Origin of the sequence: Nonomuraea sp. NPDC050404, assembly GCF_040655495.1 — a bacterium.
Lineage (GTDB): Bacteria > Actinomycetota > Actinomycetes > Streptosporangiales > Streptosporangiaceae > Nonomuraea.
In genome coordinates this window covers 111,353-135,267 of the sequence record NZ_JBFAKB010000027.1, presented here as the reverse complement: position 1 = coordinate 135,267, position 23,915 = coordinate 111,353, and the positions used below count along the sequence as shown (strand labels likewise).

The following is a 23,915-nucleotide window of genomic DNA, read 5'->3' as shown; positions in this document are numbered from 1 at the left end:
TCTCGTCGGGACGATCGGGCAAATAATGCAAACAACTCTGCCTAATCGGAATCCCGATGATCCAACGACGGTGACCGGCGGTCAAGACCTCGGATCAATCCCGGGCACTTCCAGCAACGAGCCGACGACCGTGTCGAGGGCCATCCGGGCGGCCCCGAGCGCCACCGAGTCGGCGCCCATCGTGGAGGTGACCACCTCGATCGGGAACATGGTGAACTTGGCCAGCTCGCGGCGGAACGGCTCGGCGATGATCGCCCCGCCGCGTGACATCCCGCCGCCGAGCACCACGATCTCCGGGTCCACCGCCAGGGCCAGGGCGGCGGCGCCGCGCGCGAGCACCTCGGCGAACTCGATCAGCACCGCCAGGCTCTCCGGGTCCTGCCGCGCCGCCGAGGCGATGACCAGCTCACCCTCCCGCCCCGCCGGTGCGGCACCTCCCGCCGCGAGTTCCGCGCCTCGGGCGTGCAGGCGGGCCACCGCGGACTCCCAGCCGAGCATCGGCAGGACCCCTATCTCGCCCGCCGCGCCGTGCCGCCCCTCGTGCACCTGGCCGTCCAGCAGGACCCCGGCGCCGGCCCGGTGACCCGCGAACATGTAGACGATGTCGCGGTGGTCCCGGGCCGCGCCCTTCCACTGCTCGGCCAGCGCGGCCAGCTTGACGTCGTTGGCCACCGCCACCGGCAGTCCCAGCCCGTCCGACAGTGTGCCGGCCACGTCCACCTCGGTGAACCCGGGCAGCGAGTACGGCCGCAACCCCGACCCGGCCTGCCCGGCGGCCACGTCGAACAGGCCCTCCGGCGCCCGCAACATCCCCGTCACCCCGCAGGCCGCGCCGGTGATCTCGCCCGCCCCGAGACCCGCCGCGCGCCAGCACTCCTGCGCCGTCTCCACCGCCGCCCGCAACCGCTCCGGCGCGTCAAGGCCCGGGTCCAGCTCCCTGCGGTGCGAGGCCAGCGGATTGCCGCGCAGATCGGTCACCACCGCGAGCGTCTTGTGCGCGCCGATGTCGATCCCGGCGACGTACCCGGACTCGGCGCGGAAGCGGAAGTAGCGGGCCGGCCGGCCCGCTCCCCTGCCGTTGGCCTGGCGCGGCGGCGCGGTCTCCTCCACCCGGCCCTCTTCGAGGAGTTCGGCGAGGAGGTCCTCGGCGGTCGGGCGTGAGACGCCGATGACGTCGCGCAGTTCGCGCAGCGTGAGCGAGGGGGCCTTGATGAAGGCGTCGAGGGCGGCGGCGATGTTCAGCCGTCGCAACAACGACGAGTCTCCGAGCCTGGCGGCTGCTTTCCTGTCTTGACTCATCCGATCAGGGATCCTTATGCTCACGGCGACAATAATGCAAACTCGTCTGCATATTACAGTCAAGCGATCAACGATTGCCGAACGGCAGACCCGGAGGGACCCCCATGGCAGCACGTTGGAGAGGGGCGCTCGTTCTCGCGACGCTCACCACGCTGGCTCTCACCGGCTGTGCCGCCGGCGGCACGACCGCCCAGCCCTCATCCGGCGGCACCGCCGAGATGACGATGCTCACGTTCGAGACCCCCAACCTGCCGGCCACCCTGTGGGACTCGGCGATCGCGCGCGTCTCCGCCAAGGTCCCCGGCATCAAGATCAAGAAGCTGGTCACCCCGAACGTGGACCGCACCACCTTCGCCAAGCAGCTCGCCGGTTCCGGCCAGCTCCCCGACATCATGATGGCGGTCAACCCGCAGGGATTCGCCGAAGGCGGCCAGCTCGCCGAGTTCACACCGGAAGAGCTGAAGGAGTACGCCTCGCCGCAGTCCGGCGCGATCAACGGCAAGACCTACCAGCTGCCCACCAACGCCCAGCCCCAGTCGCTGCTCTATTACAACAAGGACGACTTCGCCAAGGCGGGGATCGACAAGCCGCCCGCCACCTGGGCCGAGTTCCTGGACGTCTGCGCCAGGCTGAAGAAGGCCGGCATCACCCCGATCGCGGTCGGCGGCGGCGGCCAGGACACCTTCGCCAGCGTGTACGCGTGGGTCGGCGTCCTCGGCACCGACGTCTTCCTCCGATCCCCGGGCTTCAACAAGGAGATCAAGTCCAAGGCCAAGGACTTCACCGACCCGGCCTTCGTCAAGGCGACCGGGAAGATCGCCCAGCTCGCCAAGCTCGGCCACCTCGACAAGGAGGGCACCAGCCGCTCCTACGCCGACCACGAGAAGGCCTTCCGTGCCGGGTCGGCCGCGATGTACCCGATGGGTTCGTGGTTCGCCACCTCGGTGGACAACGACAAGCCTCCGTTCGAGGTGGGCGTCTTCGCCTGGCCCGGCGACGACGGCAAGGCCGTGGTGCCGAACCTGACGGGCGGCGGCATCAGCGTCAGCGCGAAGGCCGAGAACGTCGAGCTGGCGAAGAAGTTCGCGCTGGAGTGGACCAGGGACAAGGAGACCGCCGACGCCTTCACCAAGGCCGACGGCACCTTCAACACGGTCGCAGGTTACCGGCCGCCGGCGGACATGGGCCCGCTGTTCAAGCAGACGCTGGCCATCTACGAGAAGGCGGTCAAGGACGGCACGGTGACGCCCGCCTTCACCATCGAGCAGGGCGACAACGGCCTGCCCGCCGAGGTCACCGTGCCCATCCAGCAACTCGCGGTCGAACTGCTCGACGGCACCTCCGACGCCGCCACCGTGGCGAAGAAGCTCAACGACGAGTACGCCGCCGTCCAGTAGATGCTCCCTTTGATCGAGAGGTCCTCCCCCATGCCCGGCTCGCCCCGCCACCGCTACCGCCAGGGTGGCCGGCTGCGCAGAGCGCGTGAGTTCTCCGGCTTCGCCCTGCCCGGACTCTTCCTGTACGGCGTGCTGGTCCTGGTGCCGATCCTGTGGACCGTCGTCCTCGGCTTCACCGACCAGACCCGGTTCGGCCCGCAGACCGGCTGGATCGGGTTCGGGCAGTTCGGCCGGTTGTTCCAGGACGGGCAGTTCTGGCTGGTGCTGAAGAACACCGTGGTCGTCACGCTGATCGTGGTGATCGTGCCGAACGTGCTCGGCCTCGGAATCGCCCTGCTGCTGAACCGGGAGAGCCTGCTCTACCGGCTGCTGCGCTCGGTGTTCTTCACGCCCGTCATCCTGAGCGGCATCGTCGTCAGCGTCATCTGGCAGAGCCTGCTGCGGCCCGACGGCGTGCTGAACACGATCCTGGCCGACCTCGGCGTGGACGACGCCCCGCGCTGGTTGTCCGATCCCGGCCTGGCGCTGTACTCCATCGCCGGCATCCTCTGCTGGCAGATGCTGGGCTTCTGCGTGGTGGTCTACATCGCCGGGCTGAACTCCGTACCGAAGGAGTTGCACGAGGCGGCGCTCATGGACGGGGCCGGCCGGCTGCGGCGCTTCCTGTCGGTCACCTGGCCGATGATCGCGGCCTCGGTCACCATCAACACCGTCATGCTGCTGATCAGCGGCTTCAAGATCTACGAGCACATCCTGGTGCTGACCAACGGCGGCCCCGGGCGCAACGCCACCGCCTCCATCGCCTTCGACGTCATCGAGAAGGGCGTGCGGGGCGACCGGATCGGGTTCGCGGCGGCCGAGGCGACGATCATGCTCGCCATCGTGGTCGCGGTCACCGGCGTCGTCCTGCGGCTGCTGAAACGTCGAGAGGTTCACCTGTGACATCCGGGTTCCGGGTCGTGCGGCCGGTGTTCGCCGTCGCGCTGACCGCGTTGTTCTTCTTCCCCATCTACATCGTCGTCACGGGCCTGCTCAAGCCCGCCGACGAGATCCAGTCCTCGCCGCTGGGGCTGCCCGCGCCGCTCACCGGGGAGAACCTCGCGGCCGTGCTCGGGCGCGAGGACGGCCTGTTCTGGTCCTCGCTGCTGAACAGCGTGCAGATCACCGTGCTGTCGGTGTTGCTGCTCACCCTGTCCTCGGCCATGCTGGCGCACTACCTGGTGCGCTCGAAGGCGCGCTGGACCGGGCCGGTGATGTTGTTGCTGCTGTCGGGCCTGATGATCCCGCCGGCGGTGATCCTGCAGCCGGTCACCCAGGTCCTGGACACCATCGGCCTGATGAACACGCTGCCCGGCGTGGTGCTCGCCAACGTCGCCTACTACCTGCCGTTCGGCGTGTTCGTCTTCGCCGGGTTCCTCGGCACGGTGCCGGTGGACATCGAGGAGGCGGCCGGCCTCGACGGCGCGACCCGGCTGCGGATGTTCTGGCAGGTGGTCTTCCCCGCGCTGCGGCCCGCCGCCGCCAGCGTGATGATCTTCCTCGGGGTGTGGGTCTGGAACGACTTCCTCAGCCCGCTGGTGATCCTCGGCCCCGAGACCGGCACCACGGTCACCGTCGGCGTCTACCGCTCGGTGGGCGAGTACTCGACCAACTTCGGCACCCTGTACGCGTTCTCGTTCCTGGCCTCGCTGCCGGTGCTGCTGTTCTTCGTGGCGCTGCAGAAGCAGTTCGTGGCCGGTCTGACGGCGGGAGCGGGCAAATGAGCGCGGTGACGTACGACCCCGCCACGCGAGTGCTGCTGCTCCACACCCCGCGCACCTCCTACTCGGCGTATGTCGGACGGGACGACGACATCCCCGTCCACACCTACTGGGGCCCGCCCATCACCGCCGGGGACGCCGCCCACCTGGCGGCCACCACCGCCGAGCGGCTGGCCTCGGAGTGGGTGTGCTTCCGCTCGGCGGCCAACCGGCACGAGGAGTACCCGCTCGACGGCGGCCTGCAGTTCGGCCGGGCCGCGCTGTCGGTGGAGTTCCCCGGCGCCGTGCGCAGTGTCGAGTGGCGGCTGGCCAGGCACGAGATCACCACCGGGCCCGGCCGGCAGGAGCTGGCGCTGTGGTTCGAGGAGCGGCACCACGAGCTGACCGTGGCCCTGCACTACCGCGTGCACGACGACAGCGACGTCATCGACCGCTGGGTGGTCGTGCGCAACGACTCCGCCGCCGAGACCGTCGACGTACACCGGCTGGACTCCGCCGCCTGGGTCACGCCCGAGCAGCCACGGCACCGGATGACCCACCTCACCGGCCGCTGGGCGGCGGAGACGCGGGTGCGCAGGAGCGACCTCACCGACGGCCACCTCGTCCTGGAGAGCCGCCGCGGCATCACCGGCCACCACGCCAACCCCTGGTTCGCGATCGACGACGGGACCGCGACGGAGGAGCACGGCCGCGTTCACAGCGCCACGCTGCACTGGAGCGGTTCGTGGCGGCTGCTCGCCCAGCGGGAGCTGGACGAGCCCGCCCAGGTGCTGCTCGGCTGGGGTCACGAGGGCTTCGGCCCGCGCCGCCTCGACCCGGGCGAGACGCTGCGTACCCCGGTCAGCTCCGGCCTGTTCACGACGGGCGGTTTCGGCGGGATGAGCCACGCCTGGCACGAGTACGCGCTGCGCCACGTCCTGCCGTCCGCCGGCGAGCTGCGCCCGGTGTTGTTCAACTCCTGGGAGGCCACCGGCTTCGACGTGGACGAGGCGGGGCAGCGCGCGCTGGCCAGGCAGGCGGCCGACCTCGGCTGCGAGCTGTTCGTCCTCGACGACGGCTGGTTCGGCCGGCGCTCCGGCGACCGGGCCGGGCTCGGCGACTGGTGGGTCAACCCCGACCGCTTCCCCGACGGCCTGAAGCCGCTCATCGACGAGGTGCACGCGCTCGGCATGGACTTCGGGTTGTGGATCGAGCCGGAGATGGTCAACCCCGACTCCGACCTGTACCGCGCCCGTCCCGAGTGGACCTACCACTACGCCGGCCGGGAGCCGCACGCCATGCGGCACCAGCTCGTGCTGAACCTGGCCAGGCCGGACGTGGCCGAGTGGGTCTTCGGCGAGCTGGACGCGCTGCTGTCGGCCAACGACATCCAGTTCGTCAAGTGGGACATGAACCGGCCCTTCACCGACGCGGGCTGGCCGGAGCGGCCGGACCGGCAGGGCAGGTTGTGGCTCGACCATGTGACGGGCGTCTACGGCGTGCTCGACGAATTGCGCCGCGAGCATCCCGGCGTGCGGTTCGAGGCGTGCTCGGGCGGCGGCGGACGCGTCGACTTCGGCATCATGGCCAGGACGGACCAGTTCTGGCCGTCGGACAACACCGACGCGCTGGACCGGCGCCACATCCAGCACGGTTTCGGCCACCTCTACCCGGCGCGCACGATGTCGTGCTGGGTCACCGACCTGCCGACCTTCATCAACAAGCGCCGGGTGCCGCTGACCTACCGTTTCCACGTCGCGATGGCCGGGGTGCTCGGCATCGGCGGCGACCTGAACGCCTGGACCGCCGAGGAGACCGAGGAGGCCAGGCGGCACATCGCGCGGTACAAGGAGATCCGCCACATCGTCCAGCACGGCCGCCTGCACCGGCTGGGCGAGCCGGGCCGGTCGGCGTCGGCGGTGCAGTACGTGACCGCCGACCGCGCGGAGTCCGTCGTCCTCGTCTACCAGGAGGCCCAGCAGTACGACGCCGACCCGGCGCCGATCCGGCTGCGCGGCCTCGTACCCGAGGGGAGGTACCGGGTGGACGGCGGCGCGGTGCTGTCCGGAGCACTGCTCATGGGCCACGGAATCACCCCGAGGCTCACCGGCGACTACGCCAGCACGCTGGTCCACCTCGAACTCCTCACCTGACCGGATCGACGGCCTTCTCCTGGGTAAGGGGGAACGGTTGGTGCTCCCGGTGAGAGAGGCAGGTGTCATAGGTGGGGTCGGCTATCGCCGTCTTCTTGGGGACGGCGCTGGTGACGCTGGTGTGCGGGGTACGGCTGGTGGCCCTGGGCGACGTGCTGGCGGATCGTACGGGCTGGGGTGAGGCGCTGTTCGGCGCGGTGTTGTTCGGCGCCGCCACCTCCGTGGCGGGAATCATCATGACGGCGGTGAGCGCCGCGGACGGGCATCCGGAGCTGGCCTACAGCAGCGCCGTCGGCGGCATCGCGGCGCAGACGCTGGCGATCGTGCTCGCCGACCTCGCCTACCGGCGGGCCAACCTGGAGCACGCGGCCGCCTCGGCGCAGAACCTGCTGTTCGGCTGGCTGCTCATCATGCTGCTCGGCGTCGCGCTGATGGCCAGTTTCAGCCCGGACGTGACCCTGCTCGGGCTGCATCCCGCCTCGCTGGCGATGATCCTGGTGTATGTCGGCGGCCTGCGGCTCATCCACGCCCAGCCGACGATGTGGCGCGCGGTGCAGACCGACGAGAGCCAGCCCGACGAGCCGGAGCCGCACGGCCGGCTCGGCCGCCGCCGGCTGTCGAACCTGTGGGCGGAGTTCATCGCCATCGCGGCGATCACCGCCGTGGCGGGCTGGGCCGTGGCCAAGGCCGCGGAGAGCATCATGGTCGCCACCGGGCTGCAGTCGGGCTTCGTCGGCGCCGTGCTCATGGGCGTGGTCAACGCCCTGCCGGAGTCGGTCACCGCCGTGGCCGCGGTCCGGCGCGGGGCGATGACGCTGGCCATCGCCGCGATCATCGGCGGCAACAGCCTCGACGTCCTGACCCTGGCCGTCGGGGACGTCGCCTTCACCGGCGGGTCCCTGTATCACGCGGCGGGCGCCGACCAGCTCTTCCTGACCTCCGCCTCGCTGCTGATGACCACCGTGCTGCTCGGCGGCATGCTGGTCCGGCAGCAGCGCGGCTGGGGGCGGCTCGGGTTCGAGGGCGTGCTGCTCACGCTGGTGTACGTGGGCACCGTCGTCGTCCTGGCGTTCTAGCGCGCCCCTCAGAGGGCGTCCTGCGGGTTGGGTGGCAGGCAGGCCAGGAACGCGTCCACCACGGGCTCGTGCTCGGCGTGCCAGACGACGTGCAGGTCGAGCATGGGCACCGGGTCGTACAGGCGCACCGTCGTGGTCCGCGGGCCGCCCGGCGCGCCGCCCGCCTGCCGGCCGCGTACCGCGGAGGCGAACCCGACCACCGGCTTGACGGCCGCGATGATGGCGGTCGCGCCGGGGTCGTCCACCTCCTCGGCCACGTTCAGCCTGATGCCGCTGGCCTTGGCGGCGGAGAAGATGGCGTCGTACATGGCGGAGGACTGGTCGCGGCGGAACAGGATGCACGGCTCGTTCGCCAGCTCGCCGAACGCCACCTGCTCGCGTCCCGCCCACGGGTGGCGCTGGCCGATCACCGCCACCAGGGGGACCCGGAGCAGGGAACGGCTGCGCAGGCCCGCCGCCGTGGGCCGGCCGTACACCATGGCGACGTCCAGCCGGTTGTCCTCCAGCGCGGCGAGCTGCGGGCCGGTGCGCATCTCGAACATCTCGACGTCTATCCCGGCGTGCCGGGCGTTGATGGCGGCCAGCGTGGCGGGCAGGACGCGCTGCCCGGCCGGGAAGTTGTAGCCGACGCGGATGGTCCCGGCGCGGCCGGCCGCCGCGGCGCGGGCGGCCTGTCCGGCTCGTTGCACCCGGTTGACGATGTCGGCCGCCATCTCACGGAAGGCCTCGCCCGCCGGGGTGAGGCGCACCTCGTGGGAGTTGCGGTGGACCAGCTCGGCGCCGACCGAGCGTTCGAGCCGTTGCAGGTGCTGGCTCAGCGACGGCTGCGCCAGGTGCAGGCGGGCGGCGGCCCGCCCGAAGTGGAGTTCCTCGGCGATCGCGAGGAATGAGATCAGATGACGCAGTTCCACGGCCCCACCTCCGTGCCGAGGCTAGTCAGGGCGGGGAAGCGTCCGGTGAACACCGGCCGACCGGGCCAGGACGCCTGCCCGAATCACAGGACCCGATCCCCCGGCCCGATCCCCAGCCCAATCCCCCGGCCCCATCCGCCGGACCGAACCTTCGGCCCGGTCGCGGGCTGCGATGCCGGTCGCGGTCGTGGGGCCGGGTTAGAGGTCCAGCACCAGGCGCGGGGTTCTGGAGCGGGAGACGCACACCAGTATGGAGCGGCCGGCGGCACGTTCGGTCTCGGTGAGCACGGTGTCGCGGTGTTCGGGCACGCCGTCCAGCACCGGGGTCTCGCAGGTGCCGCAGGTGCCCTCCGTACAGGAGGTCATGATCGCGATCCCGGCCTCCTCCAGGACCTCCAGCAGGGACCGATCGGCCGGTACGGGCAGCGTGCGGCCGGTGGCGGCGAGGGTCACCTCGAACTCCTCATCCGGCCCGCCCAGGTCCGTCCTGGGCGCGAAGTGCTCCGTGTGCAGCGAGCCCGCGGGCCACGCCGCGCAGGCGGTCTCGACCGCCCGAAGCAGCGGTTCCGGGCCGCAGCAGTAGACCGCCGTGCCGGGGGCGGGCCTGCCCAGCTCGGCGGCCAGGTCAAGCAGGCCCATCTCGTCCTGCGGGCACACCGCGACCCGGCCACCGTAGGCGGCGGCCAGGTCGTCGAGGAACGCCATCGAGGCGCGGGTGCGCCCGCCGTACACCAGCCGCCAGGGCACCTGGCGGGCCGTGGCGGTGGCGAGCATGGGCAGCAGCGGGGTGATGCCGATGCCGCCCGCCAGGAACAGGTAACGGGCGGCCGGCACCAGCGGGAAGTGGTTGCGCGGCCCGCGCACGCCGACCGTGTCACCGGGCGTGAGCCGGTCGTGGACGTGCCGGGAGCCCCCGCGGCCGTCCTGCTCGCGCAGCACCGCGAGCAGGTAGCGGGAGCGGTCGGCCGGATCGCCGCACAAGGAGTACTGGCGTACGAGGCCGTCGTCCAGCACCAGGTCCACGTGGGCGCCCGGCTCCCATTCCGGCAGCGGCCCGCCGTCGGGGTCGCGCAGGTCGAGCCGCACCACCCCGTCGGCGATCTCCTTCTTGCCACGCACGACCAGTTCGTACGACGCGCCGCCGCGCCCCATCGGCCCAGGCGAGGCGTCGCCCCGCGCCACCAGCTCAGGCGCGCTCACACCAGCCTCCCCACCAGTGACGTGTCGTGGGTGGCGGTCGCGAAGGCGGGCTCGTCCAGCACCCGGCCCAGGAAGGCGGCCGTGGTGGCCATGCCGGGGCCGCGGACCACGGTCTCCGCCAGTGCGGTGCCCATGCGGCCGATGGCGGCGGGCCGGTCCTCGGCCCAGACGACCACCTTGGCCAGCAGCGAGTCGTAGGCCGCGGGCACCCGGTACTCGCTGTGCACGTGCGTGTCCACCCGCACGAACGGCCCGCCGGGCGCGCTGAACTCGACGATCCGCCCGGGGGTGGGCGTGAACCCGCGTTCGGGGTCCTCGGCGTTGATCCGGCACTCGATCGCGCAGCCCCGCGGGGCCACGTCCGCCTGGCCGTAGCCGAGCCGCTCCCCCGCCGCGATCCTCAGCTGCTCGGCCACCAGGTCGAGGCCGGTCACCATCTCCGTCACCGGGTGCTCGACCTGCAACCGGCAGTTGACCTCCATGAAGTAGTAGCCGCCGGTCGCCGCGTCCAGCAGGAACTCGAACGTGCCGGCGCCGACGTAGCCGACGCCGAGCGCCGCCCGTACGGCCGCCTCGCCCATCGCGGACACCACCGCGGGGTCCACGCCCGGCACGGGCGTCTCCTCGATCAGCTTCTGGTGGCGGCGCTGCACGGAGCAGTCGCGGGCGCCCAGATGCACCGCGTCGCCGTGCCCGTCGGCCAGCACCTGGATCTCGACGTGCCGGGCCGAGTCCAGGTAACGCTCGATGTAGACGCGGCCGTCGCCGAACACCGCCTGCGCCGCCGCCCTGGTCTCCCGGTAGGCGGTCTCCAGGTCGGCGGCCTCGCGTACGATCCGCATGCCGCGCCCGCCACCACCGGCCACCGCCTTCACGATCAGCGGGTACCCGATCCGGCCGGCCAGCTCCGTGGCCCCGGCGACGGTCTCGACGGCGCTGGTGCTGCCGGGCAGCAGCGGCAGCCCCTGCGCGGACATCAGCTCCCTGGCCGTCGCCTTGTCACCCAGGCTGCGCATCAGGCCGGCCGGCGGGCCGACGAACACGATGCCCTCCTCCTCGCACACCTCGGCGAACTCCGCGTTCTCCGACAGGAAGCCGTAGCCGGGATGGATGGCGTCGGCGCCGGTGCGATGCGCGGCCTCGATGATCGCGGGGATGTTGAGGTAGCTGGCCTTGGCGGGCGGCGGGCCGATGCACACCGTCTCGTCGGCCAGCTCGGCGACCGCCGCGCCGCGGTCCGCGGTCGAGTGCACCGCGATCGTGCGCAGCCCGAGCCTGCGGCAGGTACGGGCCACGCGCAGCGCGATCTCGCCACGGTTGGCGATCAGTACGGTGCCGATCATCAGGCGCTCCCGGCCGGCACGTAGGACAGCAGCGGCTCGTCGTACTCGACCTGGGAGCCGTCCTGCACGAGCAGCTTGTCGACCGTGCCCGCCTCGGTCGCGTTGACGGGGACCATCAGTTTCATCGCCTCCACGATGCCGACCTGCTGGCCGGCCGTGATGGTGTCGCCGGGGGTGACGAAGGGCGGGGCGCCGGGCTCGGGCGCGTGGTAGAACACGCCGACGGTCGGCGATCCCACGTGCCTGACGACCCCGGCCGTCCCTCCCGCCGTGACCTCCCCCGAAGCAGCCTGCGCAGCCCCGTTCGAGACCTGCGCGGTTCCGTTCGGGACTTGCGCGGCTCCGTTCGGGGCAGCCTGCGTGGCTTCGGGCAGCGCCGCCCGCGGCGCGGGCTCGCCCGCCTGCGACATGGCTTCGGTCCGTGGCGCGGGTCCGGCGTGGCCCCAGGACAGCTCGACCGTCGTGTCACCCGCCGTGACCTTGATGTGCGTGGGCGGAAGCGGCATCGCGGCCGCGGTCTCGCGCACCGCCAGCAACACCCGCTCAGCCGTCGTGGCGCTCTCGCCGGAGTGGATGCTCGTCAAGCCCTGTTCCATTCGCCCCTGCCTCGTTCGGCGTACCGCCGTTCGGCGGCCGACTCCTGTCCCTCTGCGATCCCGGCCGGCGCGGCGCCGAAGCGGCGGAAGCGGGCGTGCCGGTCCAGCACCAGATTCATCGCGTCCATCGGCATCAGCCCGCGCAGCGTGCCGGTGAGCGCCCCGCGCAGGGCCGCGGCTGCGGCCCGGTGGTCCGTCTGCGCCCCCGTGCCGGGCTCGGGCACGACCGCGTCGATCGCGCCCAGCTCCAGCAGCCGCCGCGCGTCCACGCGCAGCGCCTCCGCGGCCCTGGGCGCCGCCGACGGGTCGTCCCAGAGGATCGCCGCGCAGCCCTCGGGGCTGATCACCGAATAGACCGCGTTGGCGCAGATCAGCACCCGGTTGGCGACCGCGAGCGCCAGCGCTCCCCCGCTGCCGCCCTCCCCGGTGACCACCGCAACGGTGGGCACGGGAAGGCCGGCCATGAGCCGGAGGTTCTCGGCGATGGCGACGGCCGCGCCGTCCCGCTCGGCCTCCAGTCCCGGGTACGCGCCCGCCGTGTCGATGAGCGTCACCACCGGCAGGCCCAGCTTGGCGGCCAGCCGCATCAGCCGGGCGGCCTTGCGGTATCCGGCGGGCGTGGGCATGCCGTAGTTGCGCGCGTTCAGCTCGGCTGCCGTGTGCCCCTTCTGGGTGCCGATCAGCACGACCGGGATGTCGTCGAGGTACCCGAGCCCGCCCACGAGCGCGGGGCAGTCGGCGCCGCGCCGGTCGCCGTGCAGTTCCACGAAACCCGTGGTGAGCAGCGCGATGTAGTCGAGGGTTGACGGCCTGCCCAGGTCTCTGGCGGCGCGTACCGCCTCCCATGAGTTTCGCTCGGGCAGGTCCGCCGGGTCGGTCACGGGCGCGGGGCCCTGATCCTGCCCGCCCTGTTCGCCCTGCCGGGCCTGCCTGGCGGCCACGGCCAGCAGGTCGGCCAGTGTGCCGGGCAGTTCCTCGCGTGGCCGGATGACGTCCACGATGCCGTGCTCCAGCAGGAACTCGGCCGTCTGGAAGCCCTCGGGCAGCGACTGCCGGATGGTGCGCTCGATCACGCGGGGCCCGGCGAACCCGAGCCGCGCCCCCGGCTCGGCCACGATCACGTCGGCGAGCGTGGCGAAGGAGGCGGCCACGCCGCCGAAGGTGGGGTCGGTGACGACGGTGACGGTGAGGATGCCCGCCTCGTCGAGCTGCGCGATGGCCTGGCTGGTCTTGGCCATCTGCATCAGCGACAACACACCCTCCTGCATGCGCGCCCCGCCCGAGGCGGTGACCATGACGAGCGGGGTGCGCTCGCGCAGCGCGGCCTCGGCGGCGAGCGTGATGGCCTCGCCGACCGCGCTGCCCAGGCTGCCGCCGAAGAAGCGGAAGTCCATCGCGGCCACGACGACCGGGTGGCCGCCGATCGTGCCGCGCGCGCAGATCACGGCCTCCTCCAGACCGGTACGGTCGCGGGCGGCGCGCAGCCGCTCGGGGTAGGGGACGGTGTCGGTGAAGCTCAGCGGGTCGGCGTCGGGGATCTCGAAGTCCAGTACGCGCATCGACTCCGGGTCGAGCAGGTGCGCGAGCCGTTCGGGAGCGCTGAGCCTGGCGTGGTGGCCGCAGTGCGGGCACACCTTGGCGGCGCGCTCGAAGCTGCGGCCGTAGAGCATTTCTCGGCAGCCGGGACAGAGCAGCCACGTCGATCGGGTGGCGGTTTTGTTCACGATCAACCCTCGCTGGGACGGTAGGAGGTGCTGCCGGCCGGCAGCGTGGCCCCGGCCAGCCGCAGCGCGGCCACCCGGCCGGTGAACGCGGCGCCGCGCATGATCTGCGCCGCCAGGCCGGCGACGTGCCGGTTGCCGACCGGGGCCAGGTGCGTGCCGGCCGCCCAGGCGTTGAAGGCGCCCATCGCCGGGCCGCACCAGATCTGGTAGTCGGCCGCGCGCTGCCGGTCGCCCGTGATGCCCCAGCGGGAGGACAGGCCCAGGTACCAGCGGAAGACCAGCGCCATGCGCCGCTTGGGGTCGTTCTCGGCCCTGGCGATCTGGGCGGGGTCGCGTTCTGCGAAGTAGGCGACGGTGTCGTGCCAGACGTCGGCCAGCGGGCGGCGGAACACCTTGGCCTCCAGGTCGGCCCGCTGTGCCGCCGGGATGTCGTCGAGGCCGTCGCAGGTGCGGTAGAGCTCGTACAACTTCTTGGCCCGTGCGGCGAACATCGTGCCGCGCTTGAGCACCTGCACGTCCACGCCGAGCTCGAACATGTCCGACGACGGCGCCATCTCGCACTCGGCCACCCCGGCCGCCGCCAGCAGTTCCTTGACCGCCGTGGACTGGCCGGACTCGACGGCCGCCTGGTTGATGGAGCCGGTGACCACGTACGCCGCGCCCATGGCGAAGGCGGCGTAGGCGGCCTCGGGGGTGCCGATGCCGCCGGCCGCGCCGATGCGTACCTGGCTCCTGAGGGAGTCGCGCAGCCGCAGCAGTTCGGGCAGCAGCACGGCCAGCGGGCGGCGGTCGGTGTGCCCGCCGGAGTCGGCCTCGGCGGTGAGGTCGTCGGCCATCGGCACCGTTCCGGCCAGCTCGGCCTGTTCGGCGCTGATCTCGCCGGCCGCCAGCAGGTCGCGCAGGATCGGCTCGGGCGCGGGCCGCAGGAAACGCTCGGCGACCTCGGCCCGCGACAGCTTGGCGATCACCCGGTGGCCGATCCGCACCGCCCCGTCCGGGCCGCGCGACAACCCGCGCACCCGGTACCGGACGATCTGCGGCGTCAGGTCCAGGAACGCCGACGCCTCCACGACCGGCACCCGGTGGCGCAGGCACAGGTCCACGGTGGACCTCTCCAGCGCGGGCTCGCTGGGGCTGTGGATGAGGTTGCACGCGAACGGCGCGCCGCCGGCCTGGCGGGCGATGGCGGCCAGCGCCGCGTCCACCCGGTCGGGCACCGTGGACGCGGCCCCGTAGGAGGCCAGGTATCCGGCCCGCGCCATGGCCGTCACCAACTGCTCGGAGGCGATGCCGTTGGCCATGGCGCCGGCCATGTACGCGTGCCGCACGCCATGGTCGCGGCGGAAGCCCGCCGAGCCGAGCCGGTCGGGGGACACGGGCGGCGCGACGGCCAGCACGCGGGCCCCGGCCGAGCGGGCCAGCGACTCGTCGCCGGTGAGCGCCAGGCCCGTTGACGATCCGGTTGTGAGGGCCACGACGAAGCAGGGGCGTTCCAGGTCGGCCAGCACCTCGTACACCTCGGCGGAGGTCCTGGCCAGGCGCCCGGTCGCGGTGATCGTCATGAGCCGGCCTCCCGCAGCTCGATCGCCACGTCCTGCAGGGCGTAGATCCGCAGGCCCGGCTTCCACACGCTGGCGTCGCCGACCACGCGGACCCGCCGGTCGTCGCGCAGCACGTCCTTGATGTGCACCTCCAGCGTCATCTCGCCGTCGGTGGCCAGGATCTGCCCCCGGTAGCGCCAGGACAGGGCGAGCCCGGCAGGCTGGACGAATTCGGGCGCCCGCAGGTGGGCGGCCAGCCCGGAGTCCACCAGCCACTCCCGCATCGCCTCCAGCACCGCCTCCACCCCGAGCGAGCCGGGCATGACCGGGTCGAGGTGGAAGTGGCGGCGGAAGAACCAGTCGTGATCGCCCACCGGGCGGACCGCCCGCAGGTAACCCTTGCCGTGCTCGCCGGCCTCGTCGGCGGCCCACACGTCGTCGAGCAGGCGCAGGTGACCGATGGAGGCGGGCGGGCCTCCCGGCTCGCGCATGCCCACCTCGATCCGGCGCATTCGCGGCGGCTCCTGCTGCCGGTCCAGCCAGGTGGGGACGTACCGGCCGCCGTCCAGGCCGGTCTGGTTGGCCAGCGCCTGCTGCGAGAAGAAGCCGAACAACGACTCGCCCCGGTAGAACGGCTCGCCGTCCACGCTCAGCTCGTAGCTGAAGTTCTGCAGCACCGCGCCCTTGAGCACGCTGGTGTTCAGCAGTTCCGAGCGCTGCCTGATCGTCCTGCCGCGCAGGTCCACGTGCCGCAGGAGGGTGGCGGTGCCGTCGAGGTTGCGCAGGACGAAGTCCTCCTCGGGGTCGGTGAGGGTGGCGCCCAGGTGGTAGCCCATCAGCAGGGCCGACTGCAGGGACGTCTCCATGAGGATGACGTTCGGCATATCGGCGCCGGCGGATTCGAGGTAGTACCAGGAGTCGGCGTGGGAGTCGTACTCGCTCTCGCTCACGCCGCGCGTCAGGTCGTGCCGTACGCCGTCGATGCTCATGAGCCGGTCGCACAGCCGCAGCCCGCCGCTGGGCATGCGGGTGGCGCGGCGGCCCGCGCTGCGGGCGAACTCCGGGCCGAGGGGGACGGTCAGGTCGCCGCGCGAGCTGTGGATCATGTGGAACTCGCCGAGCAGGGCCCGCTCGCCGGTGGCGTTCTTGCGGCCGAGGAAGGCCGGTACGACGCCGCCCTCCTCGGGCCCGACGGGCGTGCCGGGCCGTTCCCGCAGCTCAAGCTTCAGCCCCCGTACGCGGGCCACGACCGCGCCGCCCGCGAGCAGTTCGGCCTCCACCGTGAGCCAGGGACGGGGGATCAGGTCGATCCCGGACACCTCCAGCAGCAACTCGTGCTCGCCGGAAGTGGGCGCGGCGGCCAGCTCGACCTCCGCGCCGCCGGGCTCGAACGCGACCCCGGCCAGGCACAGGTGCAGGCCCACGCCGAGCGCGAACACCTGGGCCGCCTGCACGACGGCCTCGGTGACGGCGGCCACCGGGGCGTCCTGCGCGCCCGGCAGCGCGCAGGACGCCCGCAGGCTGCCGTTGTTCCACGTGCCCGCCCGCCTGACGATCTCCTTGACCTCCGTGAGCAGGCCGTGGCGGGCGGTGGACAGGCGCACTTCCGGGTTGCAGCCGTCCTGGTCGTAGGCGGTGCCGAAGACGCCGGGCACGTCGCCGTCGCGCAGCCTGCGCAGGTCGTCGGCGCCGAGGCGGGTGACGGGGGTGGCGGCCAGCGGCTTGAACGCGCCCTCGGTGGTCTCGGGTTCCGGGTACGTACGGGGCGCCGGGGCGGTGAGCGGCGTCGCCAGGACGTCCAGCCCATGGTTCTCGGTGCGCGCCACGGTGACGGCGTAGACGGTCGCGTCGTACACGGTCGCGTCGTACAGGGTGGCGGCGGGATCGGTCTCGTGGTGGTCGGTGATTTCGGCGTTGGTGCCGGTGGGGGCGCCTGCCGTGGCCAGGCTCAGGTGTTGCAGCGCCTCCTGGGTGGCCAGGGCCGAGGCGTGTGCGGCCATCAGGCCCGCGCGGATGCGGCGCACCACCGCGGCCACCGGGTTGTCGTCCCCGCGCTCCTCGACATCCTTGTCCGGCACGGTCGCCGGGGGCTGCGCGGGTGCGGGGTAGGCGAGGACGTCGAACGCCTGCCCGTCGAAGGAGATCAGCTCATCGGTGGGGATCTGGTCGGAAATGAGGGTCATCGGTTCTCTTCCGTTCCGTGCTCGCCCTCGCGCAGCCGTACCGCTTCGCGGAACTTGGCGCGCATTCCGGGCGTGGCCACGACCGTGACGTCGGTGAGCCGCTGCAGGACGCTGCCGCCGGGGTCGGAGACGGTGACGTCCACCGTGACGGTCATCGGGGCGTCCCTGAGGTTGCCGACCGCCACGACGTACGGCGTGCCGGCCGGCAGCGGCGCGAAGAACTCCCAGCGGGCGATCGCCAGCGGCAGGCAGCCCGCGTCCATGAACCACACGCCCAGCACGGCCGCCGCCTGCAACACGACGTCGCCCAGTACGGGGCTGTGCAGCGCCGAGGCGTACGCGCCGGCCGCCATCGGCGTGTCCTCCAGGCGGCACTCGGCGACGAGGCTGCGTTCCTGCCGTTCCAGCAGCCTGCGCACACCCTGCAGGAGCGGCCCGTGGAAGAGGTCCGCGTCGGCGTAGGCCCGCAGCCCGTCCTCCGGTCCCTCGCCGACCTGGTGGGGCCGCGTCGTGGGAGCCGGAGCCGGATGTGGGGCCAGGGTGAAGACGCCCCGGTAGTGCGAACGTTCCGCCTCGACCGGTCCGGACCGGACGGAGGCGGCGACCACCAAGCGGCTGTGGGCGTCGGGCTCGCCGGGCTCGGCGACGAGACGGAACCCCGTACCGGACGCCGGGCCGGACGTCGGACCGGACGAGCCGGGCTCAGCGCGACCCGCGCCGAACCCCGCACCGCCCGCACCGGACGCCGGAGCGCTCGCGCCGGACTCCGGGGCGCCTGTGCCGTCGAAGACGATGCCGCGCTGGACGTCGAAGTCGCGCACGTCGACGACGCTGAACCCGGGGTTGGCCCGCTCCAGCGTGGTGGCCATCCAGCCGAGCGCGGCCGAGGCGGGAAGCACCGGGTGCTCGCCGACGCGGTGGTCGCGGATGACCGGGTCCTCCACCAGGCCGAGGAGTTCCCGCACCGCCACGAACCGGTCAACCAGGCCCACGGGCTCACCTCCGGCCGAGGACTCAGCCGCGCCGCCGATCGAGGGGCCGGCCGGGGACATGGCGGGGCGGGCGGGGGTGTCGCCGGTCAGGGGGCCGTCCGGGCCGATCAGGACCTCGACCTCATCGTGCCGGGCCGGGGTGAACTGCTCGGCGAACATCTCCGCGCCGACCTCCGGCGGGAGCAGCGTGACGCCCCGGGCCAGGAACATCTCCCGCAGGTCCGGGGTGACCATGCCGCCGTCCCACGCACCCCACTGGATGGTCGTGACCCGCCGCTCGGGGGCGGCGTGCTTCCAGCTCGCGGCGATCCGGCCGAACGCCTGGTTGGCCAGCGCGTAGTCGGACTGTCCCGGGTTGCCGAACACGCCCGCGACCGACCCGAACAACACCAGGTGGCGCAGCGGGGCGTCGTCCAGGGCGTCCATGACGGCCCTCAGCCCGTCCAGCTTGGCGCTCAGCACGGTCCGTACGTCCTGCGCGGTCTTGTCGGTGAGCCGCGCGTCGGCGAGCGCGCCCGCGCCGTGCACCAGGTGGGTGACGCGCGCGGCGTGCCCGGCCAGGGCGGTCCGTACGGCGGCGGCGTCGGTGACGTCCACGGCCAGGTAGCTCGCGCGGGCCCCGGTCGCGGTCACCGCGTCGAGGGTCTCGCGGATCTCTCGCTGGGCCAGCAGTTCGCGGTGTTGCCGTGCCACCTCGCGCGGCACGGGCAACACGCCGTCCGCGCGCATGGTCTCGATGAGCCGGGTCTTGAGCTCGTCCGCGTCCAGTCCCTCCGTCCAGGCGGGCGGGTCGGCGAGCTCGGTACGGCCGAGCAGGACGAACTCCCCGCGCCCGGCGACGGCCGCCAGCCGCCGCACACAGGTCGCGGTGACCCCGCGCGCTCCGCCGGTGACCACGATCACGTCACCGTCGGCCACCTCCACGTCCCGCACCGCGTCCTGCGGCTCACCGGTGAAGCCGGTGAAGCCGGTGAAGCCGGTGAAGCCGGTGAAGCCGGTGAAGCCGGTGAAGCCGGGAGCCCGGCCGTCCGGAGTGAAGGCCGGGGTCTGGCGCAGGCCGTCCGGGGTGATGCCGACTTCGGCGCTGCGGATGTCCGCGTCCGCCAGTTCGCGCAGCAGATGCCCGGTGACCGCGTCGTCCGGGAGGCCGGGGGCGAGGTCCACGGCGCGGGCGAAGATGCCGGGCTCCTCGCGGCGTACCGTCTTGACCAGCCCGGCCACGCCGCCGAGCAGCGCCTCCTCGGGCCGCGCGGTTCCGCCGTGGCCGAGCGCCCCGTCGAGGCGGGTCACGGCGAGGAAGGCCGCCCTGCCGCCACCCACCGCCGTACCGCCCGCCGCCGCACCACTGCCCGCCGCCGCACCACTGCCTGCCGCCGCGCCGCCGTCCGCCGCCCTACCGGCGGCCGCCGCCGTGTCGGCCAGACGCGGGACGACCTGCTTGGCGAGGAGCAGTGAGCCCGCGAGCGCGCGGACGTTCGTGTGCCAGTGGCCGGTGGCGGGCAGGGAGGTGACGCACAGGTCGATCCGCTCAAGGCCGTCGAGCTGGGCGGCGAGCTCCTGCTCGGCCGTCTCCCCGTCCCAGCCGGCCAGGTCGCCGGGGTCGCTCTCCTGGGCCGGGCGGGACAGCCGGATCACTTCCCAGCCCCGCAACTCCAGCTCGTCCCCGAGCCTCTGGGCACCCTCACCGTCGAGCACGGCGACCGGCTTGTCGCCGTATGCGCCGAGTCGTTCGTCCACGGGCGGCAGGGGGCGCATCTCCAGGAGACTGCGACGGATCTGTGCCGGTTCCGCGGCGGGGGCGGGCGGAGCGGGAGCGTCCGTCTGATCCGGGCCGTCCGCGCCGGTGAGGAAGCCGGTGACGTCGGCGAGCGTACGCAACTCACCAAGCTGCTCCGGAGCCACCACCGGCAACGACGGGAACTCATCCCGCAACACACCCAGAATCTGCACCCGCTTGATCGAATCCACCCCAAGATCCGCCTCCAAATCCATCGAAGGAGCGATCAACTCAGTGGGGTAACCCGTCTTCTCCGCCACGATCCGAATCAGCGCCGGCATCACGTCCATCCCCGCCGACTCCACCGGCACCTCATCCGCACCGGTGAGGAAACCCGTGACATCGGCGAGCGTACGCAACTCACCAAGCTGCTCCGGAGCCACCACCGGCAACGACGGGAACTCATCCCGCAACACACCCAGAATCTGCACCCGCTTGATCGAATCCACCCCAAGATCCGCCTCCAAATCCATCGAAGGAGCGATCAACTCAGTGGGGTAGCCCGTCTTCTCCGCCACGATCCGAATCAGCGCCGGCATGACGTCGGTCTGCGACGTTCCGGCCGGGGAGGGGGCGGGCAGGGGCGGGACAGTCGGCTCGGGTTCCGGCGCGAGCGCGTCCGGGATGGTGAGTGGGACCGGCTGCGTGCGGAATGCCGCCGGTGGGGGTTGGGTGGGGACCGGCTGCGGGTGGAACGCCGCCGGTGCGGGCCGGGTGGAGGGTGCCGCCGGCGGAAGGGTGGCGGCGGCGTTGTTGTGGCGGAGTTCGAGTTCGGCGAGGCCGGCCAGGAGTTCGTTGACGCGCGTGTGCGCCTCGCCGATGGCCAGGCTGTGCCCGGCGACGGCCTCGACGGCCGCGTGCGCCGACGGGGCGGGCGACCCGCTAAGCGCCTCGACCAGGCCGTCGGTGATCCGGCTCTGCGTCTCCAGATAGCGGGAGTGCAGGTCGAGGTGGTCGGCGGCGATCTGGTGGAAAGCCGCGCCCGAAGCCGGCACGAAAACGGCCGAGGTGGCCGGTACCGCGAGCGAGGTGGCGGGTGCCACATGCTCGGGCCTGGAGGCCGGGGCCCCGGACGAGGCATCGGTACGGGTGCCGTTCGCCTCCGAAAGCGGCGCGGCCTCCGAAAGCGGCGCGGTCTCCGAAAGCGGCGCGGCGGGGTGGGTGGGAAGTGTGACCCGGTAGGAGCCGTCCAGGGCCGCCTCGTAGGCCGCCCGCCTGCTGTCGGGCACGTGGTCGCGGCCGTTCAGCGTCACGGTCATGCCGGTGACCGGCTCGGCGGCGGGCGTCTCGTCGTCGTACCGGTTGATGTCGCTGACCGGCGCGCCGAGCACGGCGAGCTGTACGGCGGCCCGCTTGAGCGCCAGGTCGCCGTCCACCTTGGGCCCGAGGTCGGTCGGGATCGCGATGACGGCGTCCCCGAGCGTCCGCTCGGCCAGGCGCGAGAGCACCTGCTTCGGCCCGAACTCGACCAGGACGTCGCAGCCCTGCTCGCGCATGGCTTCGAGCACCGCCACGAACTCCACCGGCCTGCGCAGTTGCTGGGCCAGCACGTCGCGGTTCGCCTCCGCGTCGGAGCCGTAGACGGCCTCCCGGGTGTTGGCGAAGACGGGCCGCCGCGGCTCGCCTACCTCCGCCCGGGCCAGCGCCTCGCGGAAGGCCGTCACCGCGTGCCCCACCCGCTCGGTGTGGAACGCGGCGGCCACCGGCAGCGGCGTGGCCTCGATGCCGCGCCGCTTGAACGCCGCCGACGCCTCGACGACCGCCACCGTCGCGCCGCCGACCACGATCTGGTCGGGCGCGTTGTGGTTGCAGATGGCCGCCTCGGGGTGCTCGCGCAGCACGTCGGCGACGGTCTCGCGGTCGGCCTGGACGGCCAGCATCGCGCCGGCGTCGAAGTCCCGGCCCGGCGGCGGCGTCATGGCCCGGCCGCGGGCCCGCGACAGCTCGAAGTAGGTCGCGTCGTCCAGCGCCCCGGCCGCCCACAGGGCGGTCAGTTCGCCGAAGCTGTGCCCGGCGAAGGCCGCGCACTCCAGGCCGAGCGCCCGCATGAAGCGGAACTGCCCGGCGGCCAGGGCGCCGATGGCGGGCTGGGCGTGCTCGGTGCGGCGCAGCGTCTGCTCGCGGTCGGCGTCGCTCTCGCCGTCGAACGAGGCCGGCGGGTAGACGATGTCGGCCAGCGTACGGTCCCCGAACACCGCGTTGGCCTCGTCGAACGCGGAGCCGACGAGCGGGTTGTTGAGCACGGAGGTCAGCCCCATGCCGACGTACTGGCTGCCCTGACCGGCGAACAGCGCGCCCACCCGCAGGCCGGGCACGGCCGAGGGCCGGTAGTGCACGCCCAGGGGATGGGACCAGGGCTCTTCCGTAGCGGATGCGAGCCCTTCGATGGCGGCGGCGAGCAGCGGGGCGGGGTCGCCGGTGGCGGGGTCGCCGGTGGCGGCGAAGCCGATGCGGCAGTGATCGTCGGGGATGGGGCCGCGCGCGGGCTCCGCCCCCGAGCGGAGCAGGCCGAGCAGCGCGGCCGGGTCGGGAGCGTGCCACAGGTACGCCCGCGCGGTGCGGTGCCGGGTGCGCACGGCGGCGCGGCCGGCGGCGGTCTCCTCCAGCACCACGTGGAAGTTCGTGCCGCCGAACCCCATCGCCGAGGCGGCGGCGCGGCGCACCGGCCGGCGCGGGTCGGTGATCCACGGGCGGGTGTGGGTGTTGAGGTAGAAGCCGGCGTCGGCGAAGTCGATGGCGGAGTTGGGGGTCTCGACGTTGATCGTGGGCGGCAGCGCCTTGTGGTAGAGGGCGAGCGACAACTTGATCAGGCTCGCCGCGCCGGCGGCGCCCTTGGTGTGGCCGATCTGCGACTTGACGCTGCCGATGGCGGCGAAGCGCCGCTCGTCGGTGGCCTCGGCGAGCAGTTCGCGCAGCGCGGTCAGCTCGGTCCTGTCGCCGACGGCGGTGCCGGTGGCGTGCGCCTCGAACAGCCCGACCGAGGCCGGGGAGAAGCCGGCGTCCTCGTACGCCCGCCGCAGCGCCAGCGCCTGCCCCTCGGCGCGCGGCGCGTAGATGCTCTTGTAGCGGCCGTCGCTGGAGGAGCCCACGCCGCGGATGACCGCGTAGACCCGGTCGCCGTCGCGCTCGGCGTCGGCCAGGCGCTTGAGCGCCAGCATGCCGATGCCCTCACCGACCAGCGTGCCGTCGGCCCCGTCGTCGAAGGGCCGGATGCGGCCCGACTTCGACAGCGCCTGCGTCTTGCTGAAGCACATGTAGCCGAAGATCGAGTTCTCGGTGTCGCAGCCGCCGGTGATCATCATGTCGGCCCGGCCGGAGAGCAGCTCGCCGATCGCGACGTGCACGGCCGACAGGGAGCTGGCGCAGGCCGCGTCCACCGTCATGTTCATGCCGCCGAGGTCGAGCCGGTTGGCGACCCGGCCGGCGATGACGTTGCCGAGCAGGCCGGGGAAGGAGTTCTCCTCCCACGGCGGGAACGCCTCCACGTACCGGGCGGCGATCTCCTCGGCGTCCTGCTCGCTCAGGCCGCAGCCGCGCACGACCGCCTTCAGCACGGGGGTGCTCAGCCGGGCGGCGAGCGGGTGGGACAACGTGGTGGGTCCGGCCACGCCCAGCACGACGCCGGTACGGGACGGGTCGTACCAGGAGGAGCCGGGCGCGCCCGCGTCCGACAGCAGCTCCCGGGCCACGGTCAGGCTGAGCATCTGCACGACGGTGGTCACTTCGAGCTGGTTGGGCGGCAGGCCCCACTCCAGCGGGCTGAACGGCACGTCGGGGACGAAGCCGCCGCGCGTGGAGTAGGTCTTGTCGGGCGCGCCCGGGTCGGGGTCGTAGTAGTCCTCGATGAGCCAGCGGGAGGGCGGCACCTCCTCGATGCAGTCGGCGCCGTCCACGACGTTCTGCCAGAAGTCTCTGTGGGTACGCGCCTTCGGGAACAGGCCCGCCAGGCCCACGATGGCGATGGAGTGGTCGTTCACTTACGAT

The 23,915-nt window shown here is 72.8% G+C and carries 14 protein-coding genes; 5 read left to right on the top strand and 9 right to left on the bottom strand.

What is annotated here, in order from left to right; genetic code table 11:
• Positions 1–81: 81 nt before the first annotated feature.
• Entirely contained in the window at positions 82–1,299 is a 1,218-nt protein-coding gene (locus AB0I81_RS49465; protein WP_360673737.1) for an ROK family protein, read from the bottom strand.
• Positions 1,300–1,403: 104 nt separating this feature from the next.
• On the opposite strand from AB0I81_RS49465, the gene AB0I81_RS49460 reads away from it, so the two are divergent.
• The 5 genes from AB0I81_RS49460 to AB0I81_RS49440 all read left to right on the top strand — a co-directional run bounded on the left by AB0I81_RS49460 (position 1,404) and on the right by AB0I81_RS49440 (position 7,664).
• Complete coding sequence (locus AB0I81_RS49460; protein ID WP_360673734.1) at positions 1,404–2,696, top strand: extracellular solute-binding protein; 1,293 nt, start codon at positions 1,404–1,406, stop codon at positions 2,694–2,696.
• Positions 2,697–3,638, top strand: coding sequence for a sugar ABC transporter permease (locus AB0I81_RS49455; protein ID WP_360673731.1), 942 nt, complete (start codon positions 2,697–2,699; stop codon positions 3,636–3,638).
• A complete protein-coding gene (locus tag AB0I81_RS49450; RefSeq protein ID WP_360673728.1) occupies positions 3,635–4,459 on the top strand; it encodes a carbohydrate ABC transporter permease in 825 nt (274 codons plus the stop codon). Before AB0I81_RS49455 ends, AB0I81_RS49450 begins: the two co-directional genes overlap by 4 nt.
• A complete protein-coding gene (locus tag AB0I81_RS49445) occupies positions 4,456–6,588 on the top strand; it encodes an alpha-galactosidase (RefSeq protein ID WP_360673725.1) in 2,133 nt (710 codons plus the stop codon). The genes AB0I81_RS49450 and AB0I81_RS49445 overlap by 4 nt, the downstream gene beginning before the upstream one ends.
• A 71-nt stretch (positions 6,589–6,659) precedes the next feature.
• A complete protein-coding gene (locus AB0I81_RS49440; protein WP_360673723.1) occupies positions 6,660–7,664 on the top strand; it encodes a cation transporter in 1,005 nt (334 codons plus the stop codon).
• 8 nt (positions 7,665–7,672) lie between these two features.
• Here AB0I81_RS49440 and AB0I81_RS49435 read toward each other — a convergent pair whose 3' ends face one another.
• From AB0I81_RS49435 to AB0I81_RS49400, 8 genes are all read right to left on the bottom strand, one after another.
• Entirely contained in the window at positions 7,673–8,575 is a 903-nt protein-coding gene (locus AB0I81_RS49435) for a LysR family transcriptional regulator (RefSeq protein ID WP_360673720.1), read from the bottom strand.
• 198 nt (positions 8,576–8,773) lie between these two features.
• The gene (locus AB0I81_RS49430) at positions 8,774–9,775 is read right to left on the bottom strand and encodes a PDR/VanB family oxidoreductase (protein WP_360673717.1); all 1,002 of its coding nucleotides are present in this window, start codon (positions 9,773–9,775) and stop codon (positions 8,774–8,776) included.
• Complete coding sequence (locus tag AB0I81_RS49425; protein WP_360673714.1) at positions 9,772–11,118, bottom strand: acetyl-CoA carboxylase biotin carboxylase subunit; 1,347 nt, start codon at positions 11,116–11,118, stop codon at positions 9,772–9,774. Before AB0I81_RS49425 ends, AB0I81_RS49430 begins: the two co-directional genes overlap by 4 nt.
• Positions 11,118–11,702: a biotin/lipoyl-containing protein gene (locus AB0I81_RS49420; protein WP_360673711.1), complete on the bottom strand. Its 585-nt coding sequence runs from the start codon at positions 11,700–11,702 to the stop codon at positions 11,118–11,120. The genes AB0I81_RS49425 and AB0I81_RS49420 overlap by 1 nt, the downstream gene beginning before the upstream one ends.
• A complete protein-coding gene (accD, locus tag AB0I81_RS49415) occupies positions 11,699–13,438 on the bottom strand; it encodes an acetyl-CoA carboxylase, carboxyltransferase subunit beta (protein ID WP_360673708.1) in 1,740 nt (579 codons plus the stop codon). The genes AB0I81_RS49420 and accD overlap by 4 nt, the downstream gene beginning before the upstream one ends.
• A 2-nt stretch (positions 13,439–13,440) precedes the next feature.
• The gene (locus AB0I81_RS49410) at positions 13,441–15,000 is read right to left on the bottom strand and encodes a PfaD family polyunsaturated fatty acid/polyketide biosynthesis protein (protein WP_360673705.1); all 1,560 of its coding nucleotides are present in this window, start codon (positions 14,998–15,000) and stop codon (positions 13,441–13,443) included.
• On the bottom strand, positions 14,997–17,162 hold the full coding sequence (locus AB0I81_RS49405) for a beta-ketoacyl synthase (RefSeq protein WP_360673702.1): 2,166 nt from the start codon (positions 17,160–17,162) through the stop codon (positions 14,997–14,999). The genes AB0I81_RS49410 and AB0I81_RS49405 overlap by 4 nt, the downstream gene beginning before the upstream one ends.
• The gene (locus AB0I81_RS49400; RefSeq protein WP_360673699.1) at positions 17,159–23,908 is read right to left on the bottom strand and encodes an SDR family NAD(P)-dependent oxidoreductase; all 6,750 of its coding nucleotides are present in this window, start codon (positions 23,906–23,908) and stop codon (positions 17,159–17,161) included. The genes AB0I81_RS49405 and AB0I81_RS49400 overlap by 4 nt, the downstream gene beginning before the upstream one ends.
• Positions 23,909–23,915 lie beyond the last annotated feature (7 nt).

Excerpts from the sequence above, each read along its gene's own strand:
- AB0I81_RS49465 (WP_360673737.1), bottom strand. The coding sequence starts at position 1,299 with ATGAGTCAAGACAGGAAAGCAGCCGCCAGGCTCGGAGACTCGTCGTTG.
- AB0I81_RS49460 (WP_360673734.1), top strand. The coding sequence starts at position 1,404 with ATGGCAGCACGTTGGAGAGGGGCGCTCGTTCTCGCGACGCTCACCACG.
- AB0I81_RS49455 (WP_360673731.1), top strand. The coding sequence starts at position 2,697 with ATGCTCCCTTTGATCGAGAGGTCCTCCCCCATGCCCGGCTCGCCCCGC.
- AB0I81_RS49445 (WP_360673725.1), top strand. The coding sequence starts at position 4,456 with ATGAGCGCGGTGACGTACGACCCCGCCACGCGAGTGCTGCTGCTCCAC.
- AB0I81_RS49425 (WP_360673714.1), bottom strand. The coding sequence starts at position 11,118 with ATGATCGGCACCGTACTGATCGCCAACCGTGGCGAGATCGCGCTGCGC.
- AB0I81_RS49410 (WP_360673705.1), bottom strand. The coding sequence starts at position 15,000 with ATGACGATCACCGCGACCGGGCGCCTGGCCAGGACCTCCGCCGAGGTG.
- AB0I81_RS49405 (WP_360673702.1), bottom strand. The coding sequence starts at position 17,162 with ATGACCCTCATTTCCGACCAGATCCCCACCGATGAGCTGATCTCCTTC.